20 protein-coding genes are annotated in these 20519 nt (G+C 74.3%); 9 read left to right on the forward strand and 11 right to left on the reverse strand.

Annotated features, from left to right (window positions below):
• Positions 1 to 27 precede the first annotated feature (27 nt).
• Positions 28 to 564 carry an SRPBCC family protein gene (locus ACFVGS_RS00750; protein WP_385688983.1) on the reverse strand — a complete coding sequence of 179 codons (537 nt, stop codon included), beginning with the start codon at positions 562 to 564 and terminating at the stop codon, positions 28 to 30.
• Between the two features lie 63 nt (positions 565 to 627).
• On the opposite strand from ACFVGS_RS00750, the gene ACFVGS_RS00755 reads away from it, so the two are divergent.
• Entirely contained in the window at positions 628 to 1209 is a 582-nt protein-coding gene (locus ACFVGS_RS00755) for a TetR/AcrR family transcriptional regulator (RefSeq protein ID WP_385688986.1), read from the forward strand.
• A 16-nt stretch (positions 1210 to 1225) separates the two neighbouring features.
• Here ACFVGS_RS00755 and ACFVGS_RS00760 read toward each other — a convergent pair whose 3' ends face one another.
• A complete protein-coding gene (locus ACFVGS_RS00760; RefSeq protein WP_385688989.1) occupies positions 1226 to 2443 on the reverse strand; it encodes a MerR family transcriptional regulator in 1218 nt (405 codons plus the stop codon).
• The gene (locus ACFVGS_RS00765) at positions 2436 to 3059 is read right to left on the reverse strand and encodes a hypothetical protein (RefSeq protein WP_384409275.1); all 624 of its coding nucleotides are present in this window, start codon (positions 3057 to 3059) and stop codon (positions 2436 to 2438) included. Before ACFVGS_RS00765 ends, ACFVGS_RS00760 begins: the two co-directional genes overlap by 8 nt.
• 104 nt (positions 3060 to 3163) lie before the next feature.
• Between ACFVGS_RS00765 and ACFVGS_RS00770 the strand changes: the two genes are divergently transcribed.
• The 4 genes from ACFVGS_RS00770 (at position 3164) to ACFVGS_RS00785 (ending at position 6793) form a co-directional block, all read left to right on the forward strand.
• Entirely contained in the window at positions 3164 to 4687 is a 1524-nt protein-coding gene (locus tag ACFVGS_RS00770) for an alpha/beta fold hydrolase (protein ID WP_385689502.1), read from the forward strand.
• Between the two features lie 120 nt (positions 4688 to 4807).
• Positions 4808 to 5335, forward strand: a complete 528-nt coding sequence (locus ACFVGS_RS00775) for a DUF6584 family protein (protein WP_384409277.1) — start codon at positions 4808 to 4810, stop codon at positions 5333 to 5335.
• A gap of 321 nt (positions 5336 to 5656) precedes the next feature.
• Entirely contained in the window at positions 5657 to 6004 is a 348-nt protein-coding gene (locus tag ACFVGS_RS00780; RefSeq protein WP_385688993.1) for a CBS domain-containing protein, read from the forward strand.
• Between the two features lie 63 nt (positions 6005 to 6067).
• Positions 6068 to 6793: a response regulator gene (locus tag ACFVGS_RS00785; protein ID WP_385688995.1), complete on the forward strand. Its 726-nt coding sequence runs from the start codon at positions 6068 to 6070 to the stop codon at positions 6791 to 6793.
• A 79-nt stretch (positions 6794 to 6872) separates the two neighbouring features.
• Here ACFVGS_RS00785 and ACFVGS_RS00790 read toward each other — a convergent pair whose 3' ends face one another.
• On the reverse strand, positions 6873 to 7772 hold the full coding sequence (locus tag ACFVGS_RS00790) for a universal stress protein (protein ID WP_385688998.1): 900 nt from the start codon (positions 7770 to 7772) through the stop codon (positions 6873 to 6875).
• 321 nt (positions 7773 to 8093) lie between these two features.
• Between ACFVGS_RS00790 and ACFVGS_RS00795 the strand changes: the two genes are divergently transcribed.
• Both ACFVGS_RS00795 and ACFVGS_RS00800 read left to right on the forward strand, forming a co-directional pair.
• Entirely contained in the window at positions 8094 to 8717 is a 624-nt protein-coding gene (locus ACFVGS_RS00795; protein ID WP_385689000.1) for a CBS domain-containing protein, read from the forward strand.
• A 22-nt stretch (positions 8718 to 8739) separates the two neighbouring features.
• The gene (locus tag ACFVGS_RS00800) at positions 8740 to 9729 is read left to right on the forward strand and encodes an Acg family FMN-binding oxidoreductase (RefSeq protein WP_385689003.1); all 990 of its coding nucleotides are present in this window, start codon (positions 8740 to 8742) and stop codon (positions 9727 to 9729) included.
• 27 nt (positions 9730 to 9756) lie between these two features.
• Here the strand turns inward: ACFVGS_RS00800 and ACFVGS_RS00805 are convergent, their stop codons facing one another.
• Positions 9757 to 12147, reverse strand: a complete 2391-nt coding sequence (locus tag ACFVGS_RS00805) for a glycoside hydrolase family 65 protein (RefSeq protein ID WP_385689006.1) — start codon at positions 12145 to 12147, stop codon at positions 9757 to 9759.
• Positions 12144 to 12917, reverse strand: a complete 774-nt coding sequence (locus ACFVGS_RS00810; protein ID WP_385689008.1) for an HAD family hydrolase — start codon at positions 12915 to 12917, stop codon at positions 12144 to 12146. The genes ACFVGS_RS00805 and ACFVGS_RS00810 overlap by 4 nt, the downstream gene beginning before the upstream one ends.
• Before the next feature lie 612 nt (positions 12918 to 13529).
• Here ACFVGS_RS00810 and ACFVGS_RS00815 point away from each other — a divergent pair.
• Positions 13530 to 14186: a CBS domain-containing protein gene (locus tag ACFVGS_RS00815; protein ID WP_384409291.1), complete on the forward strand. Its 657-nt coding sequence runs from the start codon at positions 13530 to 13532 to the stop codon at positions 14184 to 14186.
• A gap of 158 nt (positions 14187 to 14344) precedes the next feature.
• Here the strand turns inward: ACFVGS_RS00815 and ACFVGS_RS00820 are convergent, their stop codons facing one another.
• The 4 genes from ACFVGS_RS00820 to ACFVGS_RS00835 form a co-directional block, all read right to left on the reverse strand.
• Positions 14345 to 14848: a flavodoxin domain-containing protein gene (locus tag ACFVGS_RS00820; protein WP_385689011.1), complete on the reverse strand. Its 504-nt coding sequence runs from the start codon at positions 14846 to 14848 to the stop codon at positions 14345 to 14347.
• Positions 14845 to 15291, reverse strand: a complete 447-nt coding sequence (locus tag ACFVGS_RS00825) for an Hsp20/alpha crystallin family protein (protein WP_384409295.1) — start codon at positions 15289 to 15291, stop codon at positions 14845 to 14847. The genes ACFVGS_RS00820 and ACFVGS_RS00825 overlap by 4 nt, the downstream gene beginning before the upstream one ends.
• Before the next feature lie 251 nt (positions 15292 to 15542).
• Positions 15543 to 16253: a helix-turn-helix domain-containing protein gene (locus tag ACFVGS_RS00830; protein ID WP_385689014.1), complete on the reverse strand. Its 711-nt coding sequence runs from the start codon at positions 16251 to 16253 to the stop codon at positions 15543 to 15545.
• Positions 16253 to 17185, reverse strand: a complete 933-nt coding sequence (locus ACFVGS_RS00835; RefSeq protein ID WP_385689017.1) for a universal stress protein — start codon at positions 17183 to 17185, stop codon at positions 16253 to 16255. The genes ACFVGS_RS00830 and ACFVGS_RS00835 overlap by 1 nt, the downstream gene beginning before the upstream one ends.
• 350 nt (positions 17186 to 17535) lie before the next feature.
• Here ACFVGS_RS00835 and ACFVGS_RS00840 point away from each other — a divergent pair, with 350 nt between their 5' ends.
• Positions 17536 to 18363, forward strand: coding sequence for a universal stress protein (locus ACFVGS_RS00840; RefSeq protein ID WP_385689020.1), 828 nt, complete (start codon positions 17536 to 17538; stop codon positions 18361 to 18363).
• A 29-nt stretch (positions 18364 to 18392) separates the two neighbouring features.
• Here the strand turns inward: ACFVGS_RS00840 and ACFVGS_RS00845 are convergent, their stop codons facing one another.
• Positions 18393 to 20462, reverse strand: coding sequence for a SpoIIE family protein phosphatase (locus tag ACFVGS_RS00845; protein ID WP_385689505.1), 2070 nt, complete (start codon positions 20460 to 20462; stop codon positions 18393 to 18395).
• Positions 20463 to 20519 lie beyond the last annotated feature (57 nt).

Raw genomic sequence — 20519 nt, forward strand, 5'->3', positions numbered from 1 at the left:
GATCCGGCCTGATCGAGGAGACACCTTTTAGCGCCCGCCCGCGGGCCGGTCCTGGCGACCCGTCTTCCGGCGCGTCGCGGCGCCGGCCGCGGCGCGGAGCAGGCGGACGTACGGCGACCAGCGGGCCGGCCGTCGTACGGTGCCGGTGCCGGCGAGTTCGGCGCGGTCGAGGCCGTCCTCCAGGCAGGCGTCGTGCATCGGGCGCCAGGCCAGGGGCCAGGTCAGCCGGGCCAGGCCCCTGGCCTCCATGGCCAGGGTGTGGTGCAGCCGTGTCCGGTCCGGGCCGTCGGGGAGCACGGCCAGTTCGTGGAAGCCGTGGAAACCGCGGGGCCCGGTGAACTCGAAGCGGATCCAGCGCCCGGGGGCGTACCCGGCCACGATGTACCGCACCGGCCCGTGGCCGCCCCGCGCGCCGGCGGACAGCGGGCGGTCGAATTCCATCGGCCCCCAGGCGGCGCCGGGCCAGAGCCGGTCGCCCTCACCGCTCGCCAGGCCGTCGATGAGCGCGCCCACCTCGCTCTCCTTCATCGGCAGCAGGCGCTCGTGCACGTTGTAGACGCCCATGGGTCCTCCCCTGAGAAGTATTGGAGACCTCTCTCCAATTAATTGGAGAGTACTCTCTGATTCATGGCGAGACCACCCCGCTTCGACACGGACCAGCTCCTCGACGCCGCCGTCCTGCTCGCGGCCTCCGGCGGCCCCGCCGCCGTGACCATGTCGGCGGTGGCCCAGGCCGTCGGCGCACCCAGCGGCTCGATGTACCACCGCTTCCCGGGGCGCACGGCACTGCTCGCCGAGGTGTGGCTGCGTACCGTGGAGCACTTTCAGGAGGGCTATTTCGCGGTCCTGACCGGAGAACCGGACCCGCGCACGGCCGCCCGAGCGGCCTCGCGGCACGTCGTGGCCTGGTGCCGCGAGCACCCGGACGAGGCGGCCCTCCTCCTGTACGGCGCCGCCGACTTCGGCCGCAGCGACTGGTCCGAGGAGCACGTGCGACGCGCCGACGCCGGCAACAGCCGCGTGTTCGCCGCGCTCGCCCGCCTGGCGGAGGCCCTGGGCGCCCGCGACGAGCAGGCCCGGGACCGCGTCGTCCTGGCGCTCGTCGAACTCCCGCTGACCGTCGTCCGCCGTCATCTGCGCGCGGGCAACCCCCTGCCCCCGCACGCCGAGGACCTCACCGAGCAGTGCACGGCGGCCCTCCTCGCCTGAGGAGGACCTTCTGGGTTCACTCGCCCCAAGCCCGGACGGATTCCGCCCGCTCCGGCCGCGTGAGGTCCGATTTCAGGGCGAGGCACAGGCGGCCGTGGACGGCTCCGGCGGTGGGGCCGTCCGCCGCCCCGCGGAGTTCGCCGGCGAGCTGCCAGTAGCGGCCGATCAGCGGATCGGCGCCGGCGACGAGGAGGCCGGCGAGACGGCGACGGAAGGCCGGGGTGTCACGCGCGCCGAGCGCGTCGGCGTAGGCGGCCACGAAGCGGCCGAGGGCCTGGCCTCCCGGGCCGGGTGGCGGGGGTCCGTCGGCCGATGCGCCGACTGTCCGGTCGCTGACTGTCCGGTCGCTGGCTGTCCGATCGCTGGCTGTCCGATCGCTGGCTGTCCGATCGCTGGCTGTCCGGTCGTCGTCTGCGGGTTCGCCGTCTGCTCGTCCGCCGGTGGCCCGTTCGGGAAGGGCCCGCGCGGCGGCGGCGCGCTCGGCTCCCCGTTGTGCGGGGGCCAGTGCGGCGGCGGCCGCCCGCTCGGCGGCGACCCGTTCTGCGGCGGCCAGCTCGTACGCCTCGGCGAGCCCGGCGTAGAGCGTGGCCGGCCGGTGGGCCACGTCCGCCAGGTGGACGGTGGGTGCGGGCGCCGCGGCGACCAGGTCGTGCAGTCGCGCGAAAGCCAGTACCTGCGCGGGCGTGGGATCGTCCGGCGGCTGCGGCACGGCCGCCTCCACGACCGAGGCCGCGAGCCGCGCCGGGAACCGCACGGGGAGGGTGCGCCGCCAGAACCGGGCGAGGGCGGTCGTGTCGGGCGGCGTGGACAGCCCGCCGAGCAGCCGGAGCCGTTCGGCACGTTCGGCCGGAGTGCAGTCCTGGAGGAGCCGCAGCGAGGCCTCGTGCCAGCGCAGCGCGGTGAGCCGGCCGCCGACCTCGCGCAGCCGGCGCGCGACGACGTCCTCGAGCGCGTCGTCCTGGTCGAGCACCCGTCCCACGTCGGTCACCGGCAGGTCGAGCGTGCGCAGCGAGCGGATCAGCCGTAGTCGCTCCAGTGCCGGGGGTCCGTAGCGCCGGTGCCCGCCGCCCGTGCGGCCGGTCTCGGGCAGAAGGCCGCGGTCGGAGTAGAAGCGGACGGTCTTGACGGTGGTTCCGGCGCGCTCGGCGAGTTCGCCGATGCTCCACAGCCCGTCGCCCGAGACCGCGCCTGCGCCTGCCCCGGCGCCGGATCCCGCGCCTGACGGGCTACTCACTGAGCCCCACGACCGCCCAGCCCCTGCGAGCCGCCTCCGTGAGGATCAGGCCCCAGTCCCGCAGCAGCAGTTCGAACTCGCCGAACTCGCCGACCCAGCCGGTGGGATCGGCGGCGTGCGCGTCGAACGGTGCCCGCAGCACGCCGAGTCCGGGCGGCCGTCTCGCCGCCCGGTCCCAGGCGGCGGCGAGTTCCCGCACGCCGGCCGGCGTGCGGGCGAGGAGCACGCCGTAGACCTCGGGCCCGTCGCCGAACACCTCGCGCTCCACACGGAGTTCGACTCCCTCCGGGCCGTCCCAGATCAAGCCGCGCAGCACGGTGTCCAGGTCGGCGCGCAGGGCCCGGTCGACGTGGTCGCGGACGTCTTCCCAGCGGCTGCCGGCCCAGAAGTGCGGCTTGAACGAACTGGTGGTCCGCGTGAACTCGTAGAGCGCGAAGCGGTCCTGGTGCGGGCCGCGCGGCAGGATCCAGCCGCCGTCGGTGACGGGCGCGTCGGCTTCCCAGAACCCGGTCGCGTCGTCGTACCACGCGTCACGCAGCAGCCCCGGCCGCTCCGGGGCGGGAGCCGCGCTCAGCCACGACCAGTCGGCGATCAGCACCGTGATGTCCAGACCCATGGGCACGAGCCTACGACGGCGAGTACTTGAACCTCCCCCAGCGGGAGTTCCTACGGTGCCCCGCGTACGGAACGGACGGACGGGACGAGGAGAGGAACGTGACGATGACCGCTTTCGTGCTGGTGTCGGGGCCCTTCACCGGCGGGTGGGTCTGGGAGGAGACCGCGGCGCTTCTGCGGGAGGCCGGGGCCGCCGCGTATCCGGTGACACTGACCGGCATGGCGGGCGGGGACGGGCCGGCGGCCGGTGGGACGGCGGCCGGTGGGACACCGGCGGAAGGGACCGGTCTGGAGACGCATGTCGAGGACGTGGTGCGGGCCGTCGACGAGGCCGCGGTCGACGGGCACGACCGGGTGGTGCTCGTCGGCCACGACTACGGGATCCATCCGGTGCTCGGGGCCGCGGACCGGCGGCCCGGGCGGTGCGCCCGGGTGGTGTACCTGGATGCGGGGATGCCGGCGGACGGCGACCCGGCGAGCGCCTTCGTGCCGGATCCGTCCGCCGTGGGGCAGGCGGACGGGACCGGTCTGGTGCCGGCGCCCTCGGGTGCGGGGTGGGGCCGTTGGGGCAGTACGGAGGGGCTGACCGAGGAGACTGTCGCACGCCTCGACCGGCTGGCCGTGCCGCAGCCGGTGCGGACCCTCACCGAGCCGCTGCGGCTGACCGGCAGCCCGTTCGACCGGCCGGTGACCGGTGTGCTGTGCACGGCGAACGGCGGGTCGGTCTCCATGGTCGAGATGCTGGTCGCGTCGGGGCCGCCCCGCTTCCGCGCGCTCGCCGGTCCCGACGTGGGCTTCTTCGAACTCGCCACCGGACACTGGCCGATGCTCTCCGCACCCGGCCCGCTCGCCGATGTCCTGCTGCGGGCGGCGGCCGACGGGGGCGTGCGCCTGAAGCTCCCCGACTCCGCGCCGCCCGCGGACGGCGGTTCCTTCGTGCTCGACGTGCCGGAGCGCCCGCGCGAGCGCCGGGGCCGGGTGGACCTCCATCTCCCGGACGCCGAAGGACCGCGCCCCGCCGTACTGTTCGTGCATGGCGGCCCGGTCACCCCGGACCAGGTGCCGACGCCCCGGGACTCGCCGTTCTTCCTCGGCTACGGCCGCCTCGCGGCGGACCTCGGCCTGGTCGGGGCGACCCTGGACCATCGGCTGTACGGCTTCGCGGACTATCCGCGGGCGGCGGACGACGTCGCCGAGGCGGTGGAGCTGGTGCGCGCGGACCCGCGGGTCGACGCCGACCGGATCGCCCTGTGGTTCTTCTCGGCCGGTGGCCTGCTCGTGGCCGACTGGCTCGCGGCCCCGCCGCCGTGGCTGCGCTGCGTGGCCCTGAACTATCCCGTCCTGGCACCGCTGCCGGACTGGCGCCGGGTGGAGGCCCGCTTCCGCCCGGCGGACCGGCTGACGGCGGCGTCCCCGCCGATCGTGCTGACCAGGGCGGGTCTGGAGCACCCGATGTTCCAGGCGACGGTCGACCACTTCCTCGCCGTCGCGGAGGAGGCCGGCGCCGAGGTCGAACGCATCGACGTCCCCACGGCCCACCACGGCTTCGAGGCCGTCGACCACAGCCCGGAGACCCGCTCCGCGGTGCGACGGGCGGCACGCTCGGTGCGCGGGCGACTGATGGGATGACCGCGCAGGCTGGTGACCGCTCCTCCGCCCCAGGGAGCGTCACCGACAGCACGCCCGCTGCCCGCTGCCGGGCGACAAACCCGGTCGACGTGCGCCGGTCCCGTACCCGATCATGCGTTCATGTCCGTGAAAGAGACCCTTGCCCGAGTCGACGCGGACCTGGCCGCCGGCCGGGTTCCCGTCGCGCGTCAGCGTTTGCGCGGGCTCGTTTCGTCCTTCCCGTACGACCTGACGCTCCGCCGGCGTCTGGCCGAGGTGTACCGGCTCTACGGCGACGTCGCGGAGGCCGGGCGCTGGATGTACCTCGAAGAGGACCGCGACGCGGACGAGACCGCGGCCTTCGAGGCACGGTACGGGTCTCCGGGGTGGCGGATGAGGGCTCTCGCCTGGCGCGGCCCGGAGGGCATGGCCGCCACGGCCTTCGCGGAGGGGCAGCTGGTCGCGGTGCGCACCGCATGCGCCGAGGAGCTGGGGCACCCCGTCGACTGGGACGATCCCGCGTCGTACCGGGACGGTCTGGAGGCGGCGTACGAGGCGCCCTCGGAGCCGCGGACGGTCGGCGGTGTGCTGGCGGGTGTCGGCTGCCTGGTAGGGGCCCTCGCGTTCCTCGCGGTCTGGGTGAACGGAGTCGTCGCCCTCTTCGACTGACTCTTTCCTCCGGGTGCCCCGGGTGCGGTGGGCGACGAGGCACCGGACGCACCATCGGGGCCGTCGCGCCGGGTCGCGATGGGCATCCCCGGGCGCCCCGGCGCCGCCTGCCGTCGGGCGCGGCCGATCGGTACCCGAAAAGCGGGCCGTCCAGCCCTCCACCCCGGCGCGGGCGCGGGCTGAGACTGATAGCGGAGGAAGAACGACGACGAGGCCCGGACCCCGCCTGACGTGCGGATGGCGCACATCCGGCCCGTACGGCAGCAGGTACGTGGACGGACCGCGCCGCCCCCGTCTCGGTCTCCGTCGCAGGAGGACGTCATGACCGTCCACGCGGACGCCACGCTCGCCGAGGCGGCACGGATCATGGCCAAGCGGAGGGTGAAGCACCTGCCGGTGGTCAACGACCTCGGCATGCTGGAGGGCGTGGTCAGCCGCAGCGACCTGCTGAAGGTCTTCCTCCGCCCGGACGCCGAGATCGAGGAGGACATCCGCCGTTCCGTGCTCGGCGAGCCGGCCGCACCGACGGGGCTCGACATCTCGGTGCGGGAGGGCGTGGCCACCGTGCGTGGCGTGCTCGCCGACCGGTCCCTGGTACCGCTGACCGCCCGCGCCGTGCGCGCGGTGGAGGGTGTCGTCGACGTCCGGATGGACCTCGGCGCCCCTTGAGACGCTCCATGACGGACAATCCTTGTGGGGGCGGGTACGGACCCACCGACCGCAGGGAACGCCATGACCGATCTGCCGACAGCCGCCACAGCCACGCGGGTGTTCCTCGTCGACGATCACGAGGTCGTCCGCCGCGGCATCCGTGACCTGATCGACGACGAGCCCGACCTGGAGGTGGTCGGCGAGGCCTCGACCGCGGAGCAGGCACTGGCCAGGGGTCCCGCCCTGCGGCCGGACGTGGCGGTTCTCGACGTACGGCTGCCGGACGGCGACGGCATCTCGGTGTGCCGGGAGCTCCGCTCCCGGATGCCCGAGCTGGCGTGCCTGATGCTGACCTCGTTCGACGACGAGGACGCCCTCCTCGACGCCATCATGGCCGGCGCGGCCGGCTACGTCCTCAAGCAGATCAAGGGCTCCGACCTCGTCTCGGCGGTACGGACCGTGGCCACCGGGCAGTCGATGCTGGACCCGGCGACGACCGCCCGGCTGATGCACTCGCTCCGCGACCCGGAGGCCGCGAAGCCACCGGAGGACGAACGGCTCACCGGACTGTCCGAGCGGGAGCGGTCCGTACTCGACCTGATCGGCGAAGGCCTCACCAACCGGCAGATCGCCAAGCGCCTCTACCTGTCGGAGAAGACCGTCAAGAACCACATCTCCCGACTGCTCGGCAAGCTCGGCGTCGAACGCCGCGTACAGGCCGCCGTCATCGCCGCACAGGCACACGGGCACCACGAGACCCCCGAGCACCCCCAGCACGACCGCGAGAAGGGCGCCCCTTCGCGGTAGTTCGGGGAACCCCGGGGCACGACGGGCTCGGTGTCTTCTTCACCCTCGATGTCCTCACCCGGCCCGTCATCACGTGTCCTCACGTGCTGCCGTGTCCCGGCCCGCTCCGGGGAATGAGCTCCACGGGGCAGTGGGCGTGCTGCAGCAGGCCGAGCGTGGTCCGTCCGATGGTGGGACCGAGGTAGCCGGGCGACCGTCGACCGCCGCTGACCAGCAGGTCCGCATGGCGCGATGCCTCGACGAGGGCGCCGGGCACGCTGTGGCTCTTCTGGCCGTCGGCGTACACGGTCAGGTCCGGGAACTCGTCCCGGATCCGGTCGGAGATCGCGGCGAGCACGTGCACGTGGCCGCGGGCGGTTTCCTCGCCGCCGTTGCGCAGCGCGGCCCGCGAGCCGGCGGACAGCGGCGTGCCCCAGATGTGCAGAAGCCGCAGCGGCACCTTGCGCAGCAGGGCCTCGCCGGCCGCCGCACGGGCACAGCCCACGTCGGCCTCGTTCCGTACGGCCGCGAGGACCACGCCGGCCTCGACTGGCTCCGCCGCCCCGCGCACCACGATCACGGGGGTGGTCGCGGCAGCCGCGACCTCGAGACCGACCGATCCGAGCAGCAGGGAGGAGAATCCGCCGAGTCCGCGGTGGCCGACGACGATCGTTCCGGTCAGGGCGGCGGCTCGGCGCAGGCCGGCGGCGGCGGCGCCGTCGGCGAGTTCCGTGACGACCGCCAGCTCGGGGTGGCGCGCGGATATCGACCCGGCGGTCCGGTCGAGCAGTTCCCGGCCCGCCTGCCGGATCCTGACGATCTCCGACTGCGGCAGGAACGGGGCCGGTGCGTCCGTGTCCGCCGCGTGGACGAGGCACAAGGAGCTGCCGCGCAGGGCGGCCTCGGCCGCCGCCCACATCGCCGCGGTCCGTGCGGACGGAGATCCGTCGACGCCGACGACGATCCTGCCGAGGCCGGGACGAGCTGTCGTTCCGCCCATGGCTCCTCCTCACACGGTTCTCCACGCGGTCTCTCGCGCCGCTCCTCGCACGGTGCCCCACCCGCTTCACCCAGCGCGGTCCCAGCGCTTCCTTCCACTCTGGCAGCTGGTCCCGGGCGGCCGCAGGGCCGCTGGGGGCAAGGGCGGGGCCCGAAGGTCCCCATCGGGTCGGGACCGGCCGCCGGAGCGGCGGTGACGAGCCCGTTCGGTCCTGAGGGTGGACCGTTCGGCCCCTCCCTGGCCCCGTGCGCGCGATGGAGGGTGGTGACACGGGACGGCGCACACCGTCCGAACCCTCGCCCTCGAACAGGAGGCCCGGCGATGAAGCACATGAAGATCGGCGGGCTCATGACCGGCGACGTGGTCTCCGCCGTTCCCGGGACCTCGTTCCGGGAGATCGCCAGGCTGCTCGCCGAGCACGAGATCAGCGGCGTCCCGGTCGTGGACGAGGACGACCACGTCCTCGGCGTCGTCTCCGAGAGCGACCTCCTGGCCCACCACGACCTGACCGCACGGGCCCTGATGACGACGCCGGCCGTCACGGTCCACGCCGAGGAGACGGTGGCCGACGCGGCGCGGCTGATGGTGCGCCTGGGGGTCGAGCGCCTTCCCGTGGTCGACGTGGAGGAACGGCTGGTGGGCATCGTGACCCGCCGTGACCTGCTCTGCGTCTACCTCCGCCCGGACGCGGAGATACGGCGCCGGCTCCGCGAGGACGTCCTCACGGACGCCACGGACCTGCCCGCGGACGCGGTCGACGCGCACGTCCTCGACGGCGTGGTGACGCTGGCCGGCCGTGTGCGTCGGCGCAGCCAGGCCCTGATGCTCGTCGGACTCGCCGAGCGGGTGGACGGCGTCGTCGCCGTCGTGGACCGGCTGACCTGGCACGAGGACGACACGCGTCTCACGTCCGCCACCCGGACTCCCCACGACCTCGCATGGTGACCCACCTCAGAGGGGACGAACCGTGACCACCACCACTCTGACCCGACCACTCGTGACCTCGCTGATCGAGGACGCCGTCACGGCTCCCTCGATGCACAACGCACAGCCCTGGAAGTTCGTCTGCAGGGCGGGCACCGGCGTCATCGAGCTGCACGGCGATCCGTCGCGCGCCATGCCGCGCGAGGACCCGGACCACCGCGCCCTGCACCTCGGGTGCGGCGCCGCGCTGTTCGGGCTGCGGGTCGCCGCCGCGCACCGGGGCAGGCATCCCGCGGTCCGGCTGCTGCCCTCTCCGGACGACCCGTGGCACCTCGCGGACGTGCGCCTCGACGGTCCCGACGACGCCGACGACGAACTGGACGCGCTGCATGCCGCGCTGCGACGCCGGCACACCAGCCGCTTCCCCTTCACCGAGGAGCAGGTCCCCTCCGAGGTGATCGGCGGGCTGCGTGCCGCGGCCCTGCTGGAGGGCTGCCGGCTCGTCGTTCCCGGGGCGTGGCACACCGACACCGTCATGGACCTCGTGCACACCTCCGAGCTGTTCGAGGCGGCGGACGAGGCCGTCCGCGCGGAGATCGCCGCCTGGACGCGCACGGGCGCGCCGGGGGAAGGTTCCGACGCCGAGGGCATTCCCTCGTACGCCTTCGGTCCACGGCAGTACGACGTGACCTCGCCCGTCAGGGACTTCGGCGCTCCGGGACGGGTGCCCGGCCGGGTGTCGGCGCGCTTCGAGAAGAGGCCGCAGATCGCCCTGCTCGGCACGGTCGGGGACACGCCACGGGACTGGCTGAAGGCCGGTCAGGCGATGCAACGCGTCCTTCTGCGGGCCACCCTCGACGGCCTTGCCACCTCCCTCATGTCCCAGCCGCTGGAATGGCCCGAACTGCGTTCCGACGCCCGCGATCCCGGCTCGGCCATCGGTTTCGTCCACATGGTGATCCGCCTGGGCTACGGCCCCCAGGGGCAGGCCACACCGCGCCGGCCCGTCGCCGACGTGCTCACCTTCGGCTGAACCCCTCCTCACGGGCGGGAGCGCTGCTCACAGGCGGAACCAACGCTCCTGTCCGGCCTCGACGGTGAGCCGCCGGCCGCCGGGGAGCACGACGGCGAGCGGGCCCTCGGGCGAGGCGGGCACCCGGACCGCCAGCCGCCCGGGGAGCATCCGCAGGCGCACCCCCCGATGGCGCCCGACGCACAGGGTGAAGGCGAACCGGGGGATCTCCGCGAGGGCCACCGGAGCCACCCGGAGCCCTTCCGGCCCCGTTTCCAGGCCGGTGATCCCGCGTTCGACCAGGTCGATCGTGCCGGCCATCGCCCCGAGGTGGATGCCTTCCCCGGTCGTGCCGCCCTGGACGTCGGCCACGTCGGCGAGCAGGGCCTCCTCGCAGTACCGCCAGGCCTCGGCGCCCATCTGCCGGGCCAGCACCCAGCCGTGGACGAGGCTGCTGAGCGTCGAGCCGTGGCTGGTGCGCCGCAGGTAGTACGAGACGGTCGCCCGCCACACCTCGTCGTCGAGCTCGTAGCCGAGCCGGCGGAACAGGCCGTACAGCTCGGCGGGCCGGAAGAGGTAGCCGAGCATGAGGGTGTCGGCCTGCTTCGACGCCTGGTAGCGGTTGACCGTGTCGCCCTCGGCCTCCAGGATCCGGTCGAGGCGGCGGATGTCCCCGTAACGGGTGCGGTACGCCTCCCAGTCGAGCTCCGCGAGGTCCCCGTAGCCCTCGAACTGGCTCACCACGCCCTGGTGGAACGGCACGTACATGCGGCGGGAGACGTCGTCCCAGCGGGCGAGTTCGCCCGCGTCCAGGGACAGTCGTTCCGAGAGCTCCGAGCGGCGGGCCGCGGGCAGTTCGCCGAGCAGGTCGAGGCCGCGGGCGAGCACCCAGGCGGCGGTCGCGTTGGTGTAGGCGTTGTCGTCGATGCCGGGGGCGGCGGCACCGGGATAGGCGTCGTGGTACTCGTCGGGGCCCACGACCCCGCGGATCCGGTAGCGCCCCGTGCCGGTGTCGAAGGCGGCTGCCCCGGCCCAGTGGCGGGCGATCTCCAGCAGGATCTCGGCGCCGGCGGAGTGCAGGAACCCGCGGTCTCCGGTGGTCCGCGCGTACCGCCACACGTTGTGGGCGACGGCCGCACCCACGTGCCGCTGGAGCCGGGAGAAGTCGGGCAGCCAGCGTCCGGAGCGCGGGTTGAGGTGCAGTTCCTGGGTCTCCTCCCGGCCTGAACTGGCGCTCTGCCAGGGGTACATGGCGCCGACGCCGCCGGCCCGGCGGGCCGCCTCGCGCGCCGCCGGGAGCCGCCGGTACCGGTACAGGAGCAGGGACCTGGCCACCTCGGGGAAGTGCAGGTCCAGGTAGGGCAGGACGAACAGCTCGTCCCAGAAGACGTGGCCCCGGTACGCCTCGCCGTGCAGACCACGGGCGGGAACGCCCACGTCCAGGTCGGCCGTGTGCGGGGAGAGCGTCTGCAGCAGGTGGAAGAGGTGCAGACGCAGGATGCGTCCCGCCTCTCCCGGCACGTGCAACTCTCCCTGATCCCATAGGCGTTGCCAGGCCGCCCGGTGACCGGCGACGAGCCGGGGGAAGACGGGGGCGAGGGCGAGGTCGTCGCGGGCGGCCGCGAGCGGATCGGTGGCCGGGCGGTCCGTCGACGCGCGCAGGGCCAGTGTCTTCACCACCGTCGCCGAGCGGCCGGGGCCGATCGGCAGGCGGTAGGTCTGCACGGTGCCGGTGCTCTTGGCGGTCTCGCGCGCGGGACGGGCGGGGCGGGTGACGGTGCGGACGGCGAGGGCGATCCTGAAGCCCGGGTCGACGGTACGGCAGGTGAGCCAGGCGACGCCGTCGGAGGTGAAGCCGGTCCGGTGCTCCCGGAGGTGGTCCTTCTCCAGGTGCCGGTAGCGCTGCACCCCTGCATTGGTGACGGCGCCGTCGAGCATGCTCTTCACCTCGACGGCTCCGCTCCAGCCGTAGGCACGGAACACGGTCTGCTGCGCCGCCAGGTGCGCTTCTCCCATGTGCACGACGCGGGTGTGACCGACGCGCAGTCCGCGGCCGCGGGCGTCCCGGAACAGCATGCTCCGGGTGAGCACTCCCCCGCGCACGTCGAGCTGTACGTCGTAGTGCCGCAGGGCATCGGCGTCGGGCGTCAGCCATGCGCCCGGCGGTCCGTCGTCCGGCAGGCAGCGGTACGACAGCGGCGTCCAGTTCGGGAGGTTGACAAGGTCCTCGTTCTCGACCTCCGCACCGGCGACGGCCGACGTGCGCCGGTCGTAGCAGCCGGCCAGGTAGGTGCCCGGGTAGTGGGCGCCGCCGGCGGCGCACTCGGGAGCGGAACCCCGGGTGGCGAAGCGGCCGTTGCCGAGGGTGCAGAGCGCCTCGACGAGCTGTTCCCGTTCCGGCTCGTACCGGTCGTACCGCCACGTCCAGCCGGTGCTCATACGCGCTCACCCCACACCTCGCGGACCAGCGCCGCGAGGTCGGCCACGACCAGGTCGGCGCCCTGCTCCCGCAAGGCGGCGGCGTCATGACCGCCCGGCGTGCGGTCGACGCCGACGACGAGACCGAAACCGCCGTGACGAGCCGCGCGGACACCGGCGAGCGCGTCCTCGACGACCGCGGTGCGGCTCGGGGCCGCACCGAGCAGCCCGGTCGCGTGCAGGAAGAGCGCGGGGTCCGGCTTTCCGGGGAGACCGAGCCGGGCGGCGTCCTCTCCGTCGACGACGGCCGCGAGGTACGGGCCCAGCCCGGCGGCGGTGATCAGCGCCCGGGCATGGCGGGACGCCGACACGGCGGCGCACGGCACCTGGAGCGAGCGGAGAGCCCCGAGGGCCGTCACGACGTCGTCGAAGGCGGCGACCCCCCGCGTGGCCAGCCGGTCCAGGAAGGCCGCCTCCTTGCGGGCCGCGACCGCCCAGACCGTCCCGCAGCCGGGCGGGTCGCCCGGCTCCCCGGAGTCGAGGCGGATGCCTCGGGCCGTCAGGAACGCCTCGGCCCCGTCGTAGCGCGTCCTGCCGTCGACGAACCTCCGGTACTCGGCGTCCGCGTCGAACGGCACCCACTCCGCCGGCGCGGGCGCCAGCTCGTCGAGGCAGGCGTCGAACGCCGTCTTCCACGCCGCCGCGTGGACGACGGCGGAGTCGAGCAGGACGCCGTCGGTGTCGAGGACGACCGCTCGGGGCAGCGGAGCTCCCGGGGGCGAGCCGTTCATGGGGCACCCGGCGGGCCGGCGGCGTGGGCGGCTGAGCCGCCGACCGCGCGCGGGGGCGGGGGCACGGACTGGTCCGTGCGGGTCACCCGGACCGGTGGGTCCTCGGGTCCGCGGACCGTCCATGCGACCGGGCCCTGCCACCGGGAGACGGCTGCCTTCATGGCACCCACCTTTCTGTCACAGGTGCGGATGTGCCGGCACGCCCAGGCTCGGCCGTCCCGCCGCGACGGCGCACGTGCCGATCGGCCCACAACCGGGGCCGACCGGCCCCTCGGTGCCTCGGTCCCTCGGTCTCTCGGTCTCTCGGTCTCTCGGTCTCTCGGTCTCTCGGTCCCTCGGTCTCTCGGTCTCTCGGTCTCTTCCAGGGTTTCGCGAACCTCGGGCGCCGCAACCGGGACCGGTTCGCCCGGAGGGGCCGACGCGGACGGGACGGCGCAGACGAAGGCCAGGGGGCGGACTGCGATGGACCGGCTGCCGCGCACGGACTGCTGTGGCCGTTCCGGTCGGCCGGACCGGGCCGATCGGCACCCATCGGGTGACCCGTCCGGCCCTCGCGGCGCACGCCGCCCGGCGGCAGTCTCAGGGGTGAGGGCTTCACGTGAGGAGCGAGTGATGACCCCACAGCCGTTCACCGTCACCGACGTCATGACCAAGAAGGTCGTCGCGGTCCTGCCCGGCGCGGACTTCAAGGAGATCGTCACCACGATGCAGCGGTGGAACGTGACGGCTGTCCCCGTCATCGCGGGCGAAGGCCGCGTCCTCGGCGTCGTCTCCGAGGCGGACCTGCTCCTCAAGGAGGAGTTGCACGACCACCGCCTGGGGCTCGTCGAACAGCTACGGCGGCTCGACGCGACGGCCAAGGCCGGCTCCCGCCGGGCCGAGGACCTGATGACCTCGCCCGCCGTCACCGTCAGGCCCGGCACGTCGCTGCCGCAGGCCGCACGCCTCATGGCCACCCACCGGGTGAAGCGGCTGCCGGTCGTCGACGCGAACGGCACGATCCAGGGGATCGTCAGCAGGTCCGACCTCCTCAAGGTCTTCCTGCGCCCGGACGACGAGCTCGCCGCGGAGGTGCGGCGGGAGGTCGTCGAGCGCCTGTTCCCGCTGTCGGGGAAGCGGGTCGACGTCCGGGTCGACGGCGGCGTCGTGGTCCTGTCCGGACGGGTCCGCGACGGTGCTCTCATCACCGTGGCGGAACGGCTGGCGCGGGCAGTCGAGGGCGTGGTGGACGTGCGGTGCGACCTCACCGCCGCCGAGAACGACGCGTAACGATTCGCAGCGATACGTCATAGCGAGGCGTGAGGCGGCCGAGAGGCCGCGGCGACGGGCCGGGACGGGCTGAGCGGCGACGGCGAACCGGCGGCAAGCGCCCTCCCGCCTCCGGGGTGAACCCGGGGCTGGAGGGCCGGATGCCGCGGCGGTGCCGCTCAGCGCATGGCGCCGAGCTCCTTTCCGATGTGATGCGCCCATTCCTGGATCCGTGCCGGATTGCGGAAGTCCCCGCCCTTGCCGTGGCGGACCATGGATCGGGCGAAGCGGCCGGGCGTCTCGGCGGTCATGGCGCCGCCGAAGGTGATGTGCTCGCGGGCTCCCAGTTCCTTCATCCGGCGCGCGACACCGGGCGCGGGCGGGATGTCCCGCTGTTCGGCCGAGCTGTCGACGGGGCCGCTGCTGAAGAGCCAGACGGGCCGGTTCCGCAGCTGGTCGGCGTTGCGCCGGGCGCAACGGCGGGCCTTTCCGTTCCAGTGTCCGGCGTACAGGGCGCCGCCCAGCACGACACCGTCGTAGTCGCTCACGTCGGTGACCGTGTCGGCCGGCAGGACGACCGCGTCGACGCCGTCGTCGCGGAGCGTCCTGCCGATCTCGTCGGCGATGCCCGCGATCGCCCCGTGCTTGCTCCCGTAGGCGACCAGCACGCGCTTGGCGTTCATGACGTCGCTCCCCTCTCCCCGCGCTTCACCGGGATGCTGCGTGCGGTCCGGGCCTTCTCCTGGGGCATCGGGAGGCGGACGGTGAGGATGCCGTCCTGGTAGGAGGCGTCCACGTCGTCGGCGGGGATCGCGGCGGGGAGCCGCAGGGTCCGGCGGAAGGATCCGTAGCGGAACTCCGAGTGCTCCTTGTCCTCCTCGCTCTCGCCGTGCTCCGCCCTGATCGTGATCGTGTCGTCCTCGACGGTGATCGTGATGTCCTCCGGCTCCATCCCGGGCAGCTCGGCCCGCAGCACGTAACCGCCGTCGCCGCTGGTGACCTCCACGGGGATGGAGTGAGCGGCGGCGCCGGGGCGCCATCCGGGCAGCCCGGGGAACTCGCGGTCGAACCAGTCGCTGAAGTCGGGGATCAAGCTGTGCCTGCGTTCCACCTTGTCTCCGGTCATCGTTCCGCTCCTCGTGTGCGGCTCCCGGTACGGGACCCGGCGGACGGATCCGTTCGGGAGCTCTCGTTTCCCACGCTGCTCCAGGGAGGGCGTGCGCCCCAGTGCCGAGGGGGTCAGCGGGCCGGGGCCGGTCGGTCCGTACGTGCCGGGACCGGTCGGTCCCGGGTCGTGGCCTGCCCGGCCCTCACCTCCGCCGCCGCAGCGCGTCAGGGGCCGGTCCCGTGCTCATCGGTGACCGGTCCCGGCGCCCGTCAGCGACCGGTCCCGGCCCCGTCCCCGTCCCCCGCTCCCCCCGGAGCGCCCTGCGCCCGGATCCGGCGGCCGGTCACCCGGTGCGGGGTGAGCACGACGAGGACGTCCCGCCCGTCACCTGCCCACGGCGTCGAGTAGACGGCTTCTCTGAGCGTCCGGGCCGTGGCCGGGTCCGACACCCCGTGCGCGGGGCCGACCAGAAGGACGCTCCAGCCCTGGCTGAAGGCCTCGTCCACGCGGTCCTGTTCGAAGGCGATCGTCGCGCCGGCGGACGCCGCCTTCGCGAGCGGCGTGTCCGCCGCCGTCATGAACAGCACCTCCCTGCCCACCACCTGGTAGTTCACGGGGAAGATCTCCGGCCCGTCGTCCCCCACGACGGCGACCCGGCCGACGCCGTGGTCGTCGAGCAGCCGCCGGCACTCCGCCTCGTCGATGCCCGCCATCGTGGCGTGACGGCCGGCGCGCCCCGCTCCCGGGGCGATGTCCGCGGCGTACCCGGTCAGGTCCTGGACGGTGGTCTCCAGCGCGTTCGCGAGCCGGACCAGGAACTCGATCCCCGGGCTGGGCAACTGCTCCTCCAGGAGGCCGATGTAGCCGGGCGTGGATCCGGATCGCTCGGCCACCTCCTCGCGGGACAGGCCGAGGTGGGTGCGCCGGGCCTCGACGCGGCGGCCGAGGTCGCTCATGTGGTGCCGGACGGCGGCGTTCATCACTGGTCTCCCTCCGTAAGGGCGGGAAGGTGCTGCGGGACGACGGCGACCGGGCACGAGGCGTGGTGCAGCGCCCGGTGCGCGACCCTGCCCAGTTCCAGGCCGACGAGACGGCCCCGGCGTCGCGCCCCGACGACCAGCAGGTCGGCGGCGGCGGAGCGCTCGGTCAGCACGCGGTGGGCGGGACCCTCGACCGTGCTCCTGCGCAGCCGTACCCGGGGGTACTCCCGCGCGAGCGGATCGAGTGCCTTGTCCAGGAGCGCGGAGGCGCGGTGCTCGAGGTACGCGCCGGGCTCACCGGCCAGGAGCGGGTGACCGGCCGGCGCGTGGGCGGGCCGCCGCCAGGTGGACACGACGTCGAGTTCCGCGTTCCGGACCGCCGCCTCGCGAAAGGCGAAGCGGACGGCCGGCGAGTCCACGTCGTGGTCGCCGACGCCGAGAAGGACACGCTGGTGGCGCGCCTCCAGCGCGTGCCGGTCGCCACGGACGACGACGGCCGGGCCTGGGGCCCGGGCGGCCACCATGAGACCGACGGATCCGAGGAGCAGGTCGGCCGGCTCTCCCCGCCCGCGGGACCCGACGACCAGCAGCAGGGCTTCCTGGCCTTCGCGGAGCAGCGCGCGGGAGGCGTCCTCGGCGAGGACGTCCGCGGTGAGGGCGAGGCCGGGTGCACGGCGCCGGGCGCGTTCCACGGCCGTGCCGACGATGTCCTCGGCGAGGACCTGTTCGGAGGGCCGGTCGGTGCTCGGGGCCGATGCGACGCCCTCGTACCGTTCCCAGAGCGAGGCGTACACGATCCGCAGCGGACGTCCGTGCCGCATCGCTTCGTCGACCGCCCAGTCGAGGGCCGCGAGACCGGCGTCGGAACCGTCGACGCCCACGACCACGGGGCTCGCCGCCACGGGGTCCGTCACCACGGGGCCTGTCACCACGGGCGATTCCATCGTCCTCACCGCCTTCCGGGTACGAGGTGGCTCCCTGTCACGCTGTCACCGGGCGCCCGCCCGGGTGGGGCCGGTCGGGCCCGGCCCGGTCCCGACCGGGTAAGCCGAAGCGATCCCGGTCCCGACCGGGTCCGACGCGAACGGACCGGCCTCTCGCGGGGGCGAACGGTCCCGGAAGGGGACCGTTCGGCACTGCCGCGGGGAAGGTCCGCACATCAGGGTGGGATCCACTGAGGACGACCGCCCGGCCCTCGCCGTCGGACCCGTCCCGACTGGACCGGCGTGGAGGCGGCGCGTCTCATGGAGAGCGACGACAGCACAGCAGGAGGTGGACGATCATGACGCAGGGCATCGTGGTCGGCGTCGACGGCACGGACCAGGCGTACGCCGCCGCCGAGTGGGCGGCGAACGAGGCGGTGCTGCGCGGCACCGGCGTCCATCTGGTCCACGCGAGGGAGCCGTGGCCGGATCCTGACGAGGCCTGGGCCGAGGAACTGCTCGCGCGGACCGCCGGGCGGCTGCGTGACGCGTGTCCCGGACTGTCGGTGACCACCCGGGTGCTGACCTCGGGTCCCGTTCCGGGCCTGGTCGCCGCCGCCGACACGGGTGACCTGCTGGTCCTGGGATCACGCGCGCTGGGCGGCGTGGCCGGCTATCTGGTCGGCTCGGTCGGCCTGTCGGTGGCCGGGGCCGTCGGGCGGCCCGTCGTGCTCGTACGCACCCTCGGCACCGCCTTCCCGCGCGGACGGGTCACCGTGGGGGTCGACGCGGAGGAGCCCGCGGACGCCGTCCTGGAGTTCGCGTTCGAGGAGGCGGCCCGGCGGAGCACCGACGTGAAGGCCGTCTACGCCCAGCAGCTCCCGCTCTACGGCGCCCTCGGGCCCGCCATGGTCCCGGACGTCCGACCCGCCGTGGCCCCGGCGGTCGAGCGTTCGCTCGACGAGATCCTCCGGCCCTGGCGGGAGAAGTACCCCGCCGTGCCCGCGGCCGGGCGCGTGGTGGTCGGATCGGCCGGGGTGGAGCTGGTGCAGTCCTCCGACGACGCGGCGCTCGTCGTGGTCGGCAGGCGCACCCGGGGGTCCACGTTGGGCGCGCACATCGGCAGCGTCACGCACTCGGTGCTGCACCACAGCCGGGCGCCGGTCGCCGTCGTCCCGCACGACTGACCTTGACGGCCGCGCGGCGGACCCGGCGCTCAGGCCGTGCCGCTGATGCGGGCGACGAGGAGGGCGATGTCGTCGTCGGCGGAGGCCGGGACGAGGTGGGTGAGCAGCCGGTCGCAGAGGGCGGGCAGGGACGGGCCGGGCTCGGCGAGCAGGTCGGTCAGTTCGCCGAGGCGCGCGTCGATGTCGCTGCTGCGGGCTTCGACGAGGCCGTCGGTGTACAGGACGAGGAGGCTGCCGGGAGGCAGGGTGAAGTCGGTGGTCGTGAAGCGGACGCCGCCGACGCCCAGCGGCAGTCCCGCCGGCACGTCGAGGAGGCGGACCGTGCCGTCGGGGGCGACGGTCGCGGGGGGCGGGTGACCCGCGCGGGTGATGCGGCAGTGACCGGTGGCCGGGTCGACGACGACGGAGAGGAAGGTCGCGAGCATCGGTTCGGCGAGGTCGTGCAGGGCGGCCTCCAGCTGGTACAGCAGCTCCTCGGGTGACAGGTCGAGCCGGGCGAGGGCCCTGACGCTCGCGGAGAGCCGGCCCATCACCGCGGCTGCCGCGATGCCGTGCCCCATCACGTCGCCGATGACGAGCGCGGCCCTGCCGTCCTCCAGGGCGATGACGTCGTACCAGTCGCCACCGACCTCGTTGACGTCGCTGGCGGGCAGGTACCGGTGGGCGACCTCGATCCCCGGCGGCGGGGTGATGTGCTGCGGCAGCATGCTGCGCTGCAGCACGGCGGCGGTGTCGTGCTCGCGGCGGTAGAGGCGGGCGTTGTCCACGCAGACGGCGGCACGGGCCGCCAGGTCGCCGGCGAGGGCGACCTCGCTGTCGGTGAAGGGGCCGACGGGGCGGGTGCGGTAGAAGGTGGCGAGGCCGAGCACCACGCCCCGGGCGAGCAGCGGGACCATCATGAACGAGTGCACTCCCCGCCGGAGCAGCTCCGCGGGCGCGGCGGAGTGGCCGGCCGCCGGGGCGATGGCCTGCTCGTCGAACCGGGCGAGCACGAACGGGCGGTGTGCGCCGAGCGCCCGGACGTAGGGCGTGCCGGCCGGGAAGGCGAGCGTGCGTCCGAGCGGGGCGAGGACGTTGGTGACGGGGGATCCGGCGAGCGGCGCCTTGGCCAGTCGGCGCAGTACGGCGCCGCCGACCAGGCCGGTGCCGAGCTCGCCGCCGGCGGCGAGGCTGTCGAGGACGTCGACGGTGACGGCGTCCGCCAGGTCGGGAACGGCGACGTCGGCGAGTTCCTGTGCGGTGCGTTCCAGGTCCAGACTGGTGCCGATCTTGAGCGTGGCCTCGTTGACCAGGGCGAGGTGGCGCCGGCCCGCCTCGGCCTCGAGCTGCGCCTGTTCCTTGGCGGTGATGTCGATCAGGGTGGCGGCCACCCCGATGGGGCGTCCGTCGGTGTCCTGCAGCCGGACGTACGACCCGGACCACACGTGGTCGTGGTCCGGGTCGGCCGGCGTGCGGCCCGTACGGCGCGAGTCGAGGACGGGCCTTCCCTCGTCGAGTGCCCGGCGCATGGCGCGCTCCATCTCGGCGGCGTTGACGTCGGGCAGGATCTCGACGAGCCGGCGCCCGATGTGGGCGGCCTGGGGAAGACCGTTCATGGCCTCCAGTGCCGGGTTGACGCGGAGGAACCGCAGCTGGGTGTCGAGGATGGCGATGCCGACCGGGGAGCGGTCGAACAGCCCGTCCCACACCGCCGACGAGCCGCGGATCCGCCGCGCGGCCTCCGCCTGCGCCGCGAAGACCAGCACCGTCGTGCCGCCCCGGTGCCGGGCCGGGACGGGACACGCCCAGATCTCCAGGTCCAGCGGGCGTCCGTCCTTGTGCCAGGCGGTCACCATGCCCATCACGCCGCGTCCGGTGGCCGCCCCTTCCCACAGCGACCGGCCGAGACTCCGGTCCGCACCCGGATGGAGCAGGTCGGCGATGTGCAGGCCGAGCACCTCGTGCGGGGTGTAGCCGAGCAGGTCCTCCGCCGCGTGGTCCCAGCGGACGATCGCCCCGTCCGCGCTGGTGGCGACCACGGCCACCGGCAGGGCTCCCAGCCACCCGCCGGCGTCCCTCGCCGCACCGGTGGTCACTTCGTCGAAGGGCACCTGCTGCATCGCCACCGCGATTCCCGTCCGTACGCACCCCGGGACCGCTGCCGTCCTCCTCAGTAT

Origin of the sequence: Streptomyces sp. NPDC127114, assembly GCF_042677525.1 — a bacterium.
Lineage (GTDB): Bacteria > Actinomycetota > Actinomycetes > Streptomycetales > Streptomycetaceae > Streptomyces.

What these genes read in the sequence shown, in the direction of transcription:
- ACFVGS_RS00750 (WP_385688983.1), bottom strand. Translation starts at nt 564, where the DNA reads ATGGGCGTCTACAACGTGCACGAGCGCCTGCTGCCGATGAAGGAGAGC.
- ACFVGS_RS00820 (WP_385689011.1), bottom strand. Translation starts at nt 14,848, where the DNA reads ATGAACGCCAAGCGCGTGCTGGTCGCCTACGGGAGCAAGCACGGGGCG.
- ACFVGS_RS00815 (WP_384409291.1), top strand. Translation starts at nt 13,530, where the DNA reads ATGACCCCACAGCCGTTCACCGTCACCGACGTCATGACCAAGAAGGTC.
- ACFVGS_RS00770 (WP_385689502.1), top strand. Translation starts at nt 3,164, where the DNA reads ATGACCGCTTTCGTGCTGGTGTCGGGGCCCTTCACCGGCGGGTGGGTC.
- ACFVGS_RS00830 (WP_385689014.1), bottom strand. Translation starts at nt 16,253, where the DNA reads ATGAACGCCGCCGTCCGGCACCACATGAGCGACCTCGGCCGCCGCGTC.
- ACFVGS_RS00780 (WP_385688993.1), top strand. Translation starts at nt 5,657, where the DNA reads ATGACCGTCCACGCGGACGCCACGCTCGCCGAGGCGGCACGGATCATG.
- ACFVGS_RS00755 (WP_385688986.1), top strand. Translation starts at nt 628, where the DNA reads ATGGCGAGACCACCCCGCTTCGACACGGACCAGCTCCTCGACGCCGCC.
- ACFVGS_RS00810 (WP_385689008.1), bottom strand. Translation starts at nt 12,917, where the DNA reads ATGAACGGCTCGCCCCCGGGAGCTCCGCTGCCCCGAGCGGTCGTCCTC.
- ACFVGS_RS00785 (WP_385688995.1), top strand. Translation starts at nt 6,068, where the DNA reads ATGACCGATCTGCCGACAGCCGCCACAGCCACGCGGGTGTTCCTCGTC.
- ACFVGS_RS00845 (WP_385689505.1), bottom strand. Translation starts at nt 20,462, where the DNA reads ATGCAGCAGGTGCCCTTCGACGAAGTGACCACCGGTGCGGCGAGGGAC.
- ACFVGS_RS00790 (WP_385688998.1), bottom strand. Translation starts at nt 7,772, where the DNA reads ATGGGCGGAACGACAGCTCGTCCCGGCCTCGGCAGGATCGTCGTCGGC.
- ACFVGS_RS00825 (WP_384409295.1), bottom strand. Translation starts at nt 15,291, where the DNA reads ATGACCGGAGACAAGGTGGAACGCAGGCACAGCTTGATCCCCGACTTC.
- ACFVGS_RS00805 (WP_385689006.1), bottom strand. Translation starts at nt 12,147, where the DNA reads ATGAGCACCGGCTGGACGTGGCGGTACGACCGGTACGAGCCGGAACGG.
- ACFVGS_RS00795 (WP_385689000.1), top strand. Translation starts at nt 8,094, where the DNA reads ATGAAGCACATGAAGATCGGCGGGCTCATGACCGGCGACGTGGTCTCC.
- ACFVGS_RS00765 (WP_384409275.1), bottom strand. Translation starts at nt 3,059, where the DNA reads ATGGGTCTGGACATCACGGTGCTGATCGCCGACTGGTCGTGGCTGAGC.
- ACFVGS_RS00840 (WP_385689020.1), top strand. Translation starts at nt 17,536, where the DNA reads ATGACGCAGGGCATCGTGGTCGGCGTCGACGGCACGGACCAGGCGTAC.
- ACFVGS_RS00775 (WP_384409277.1), top strand. Translation starts at nt 4,808, where the DNA reads ATGTCCGTGAAAGAGACCCTTGCCCGAGTCGACGCGGACCTGGCCGCC.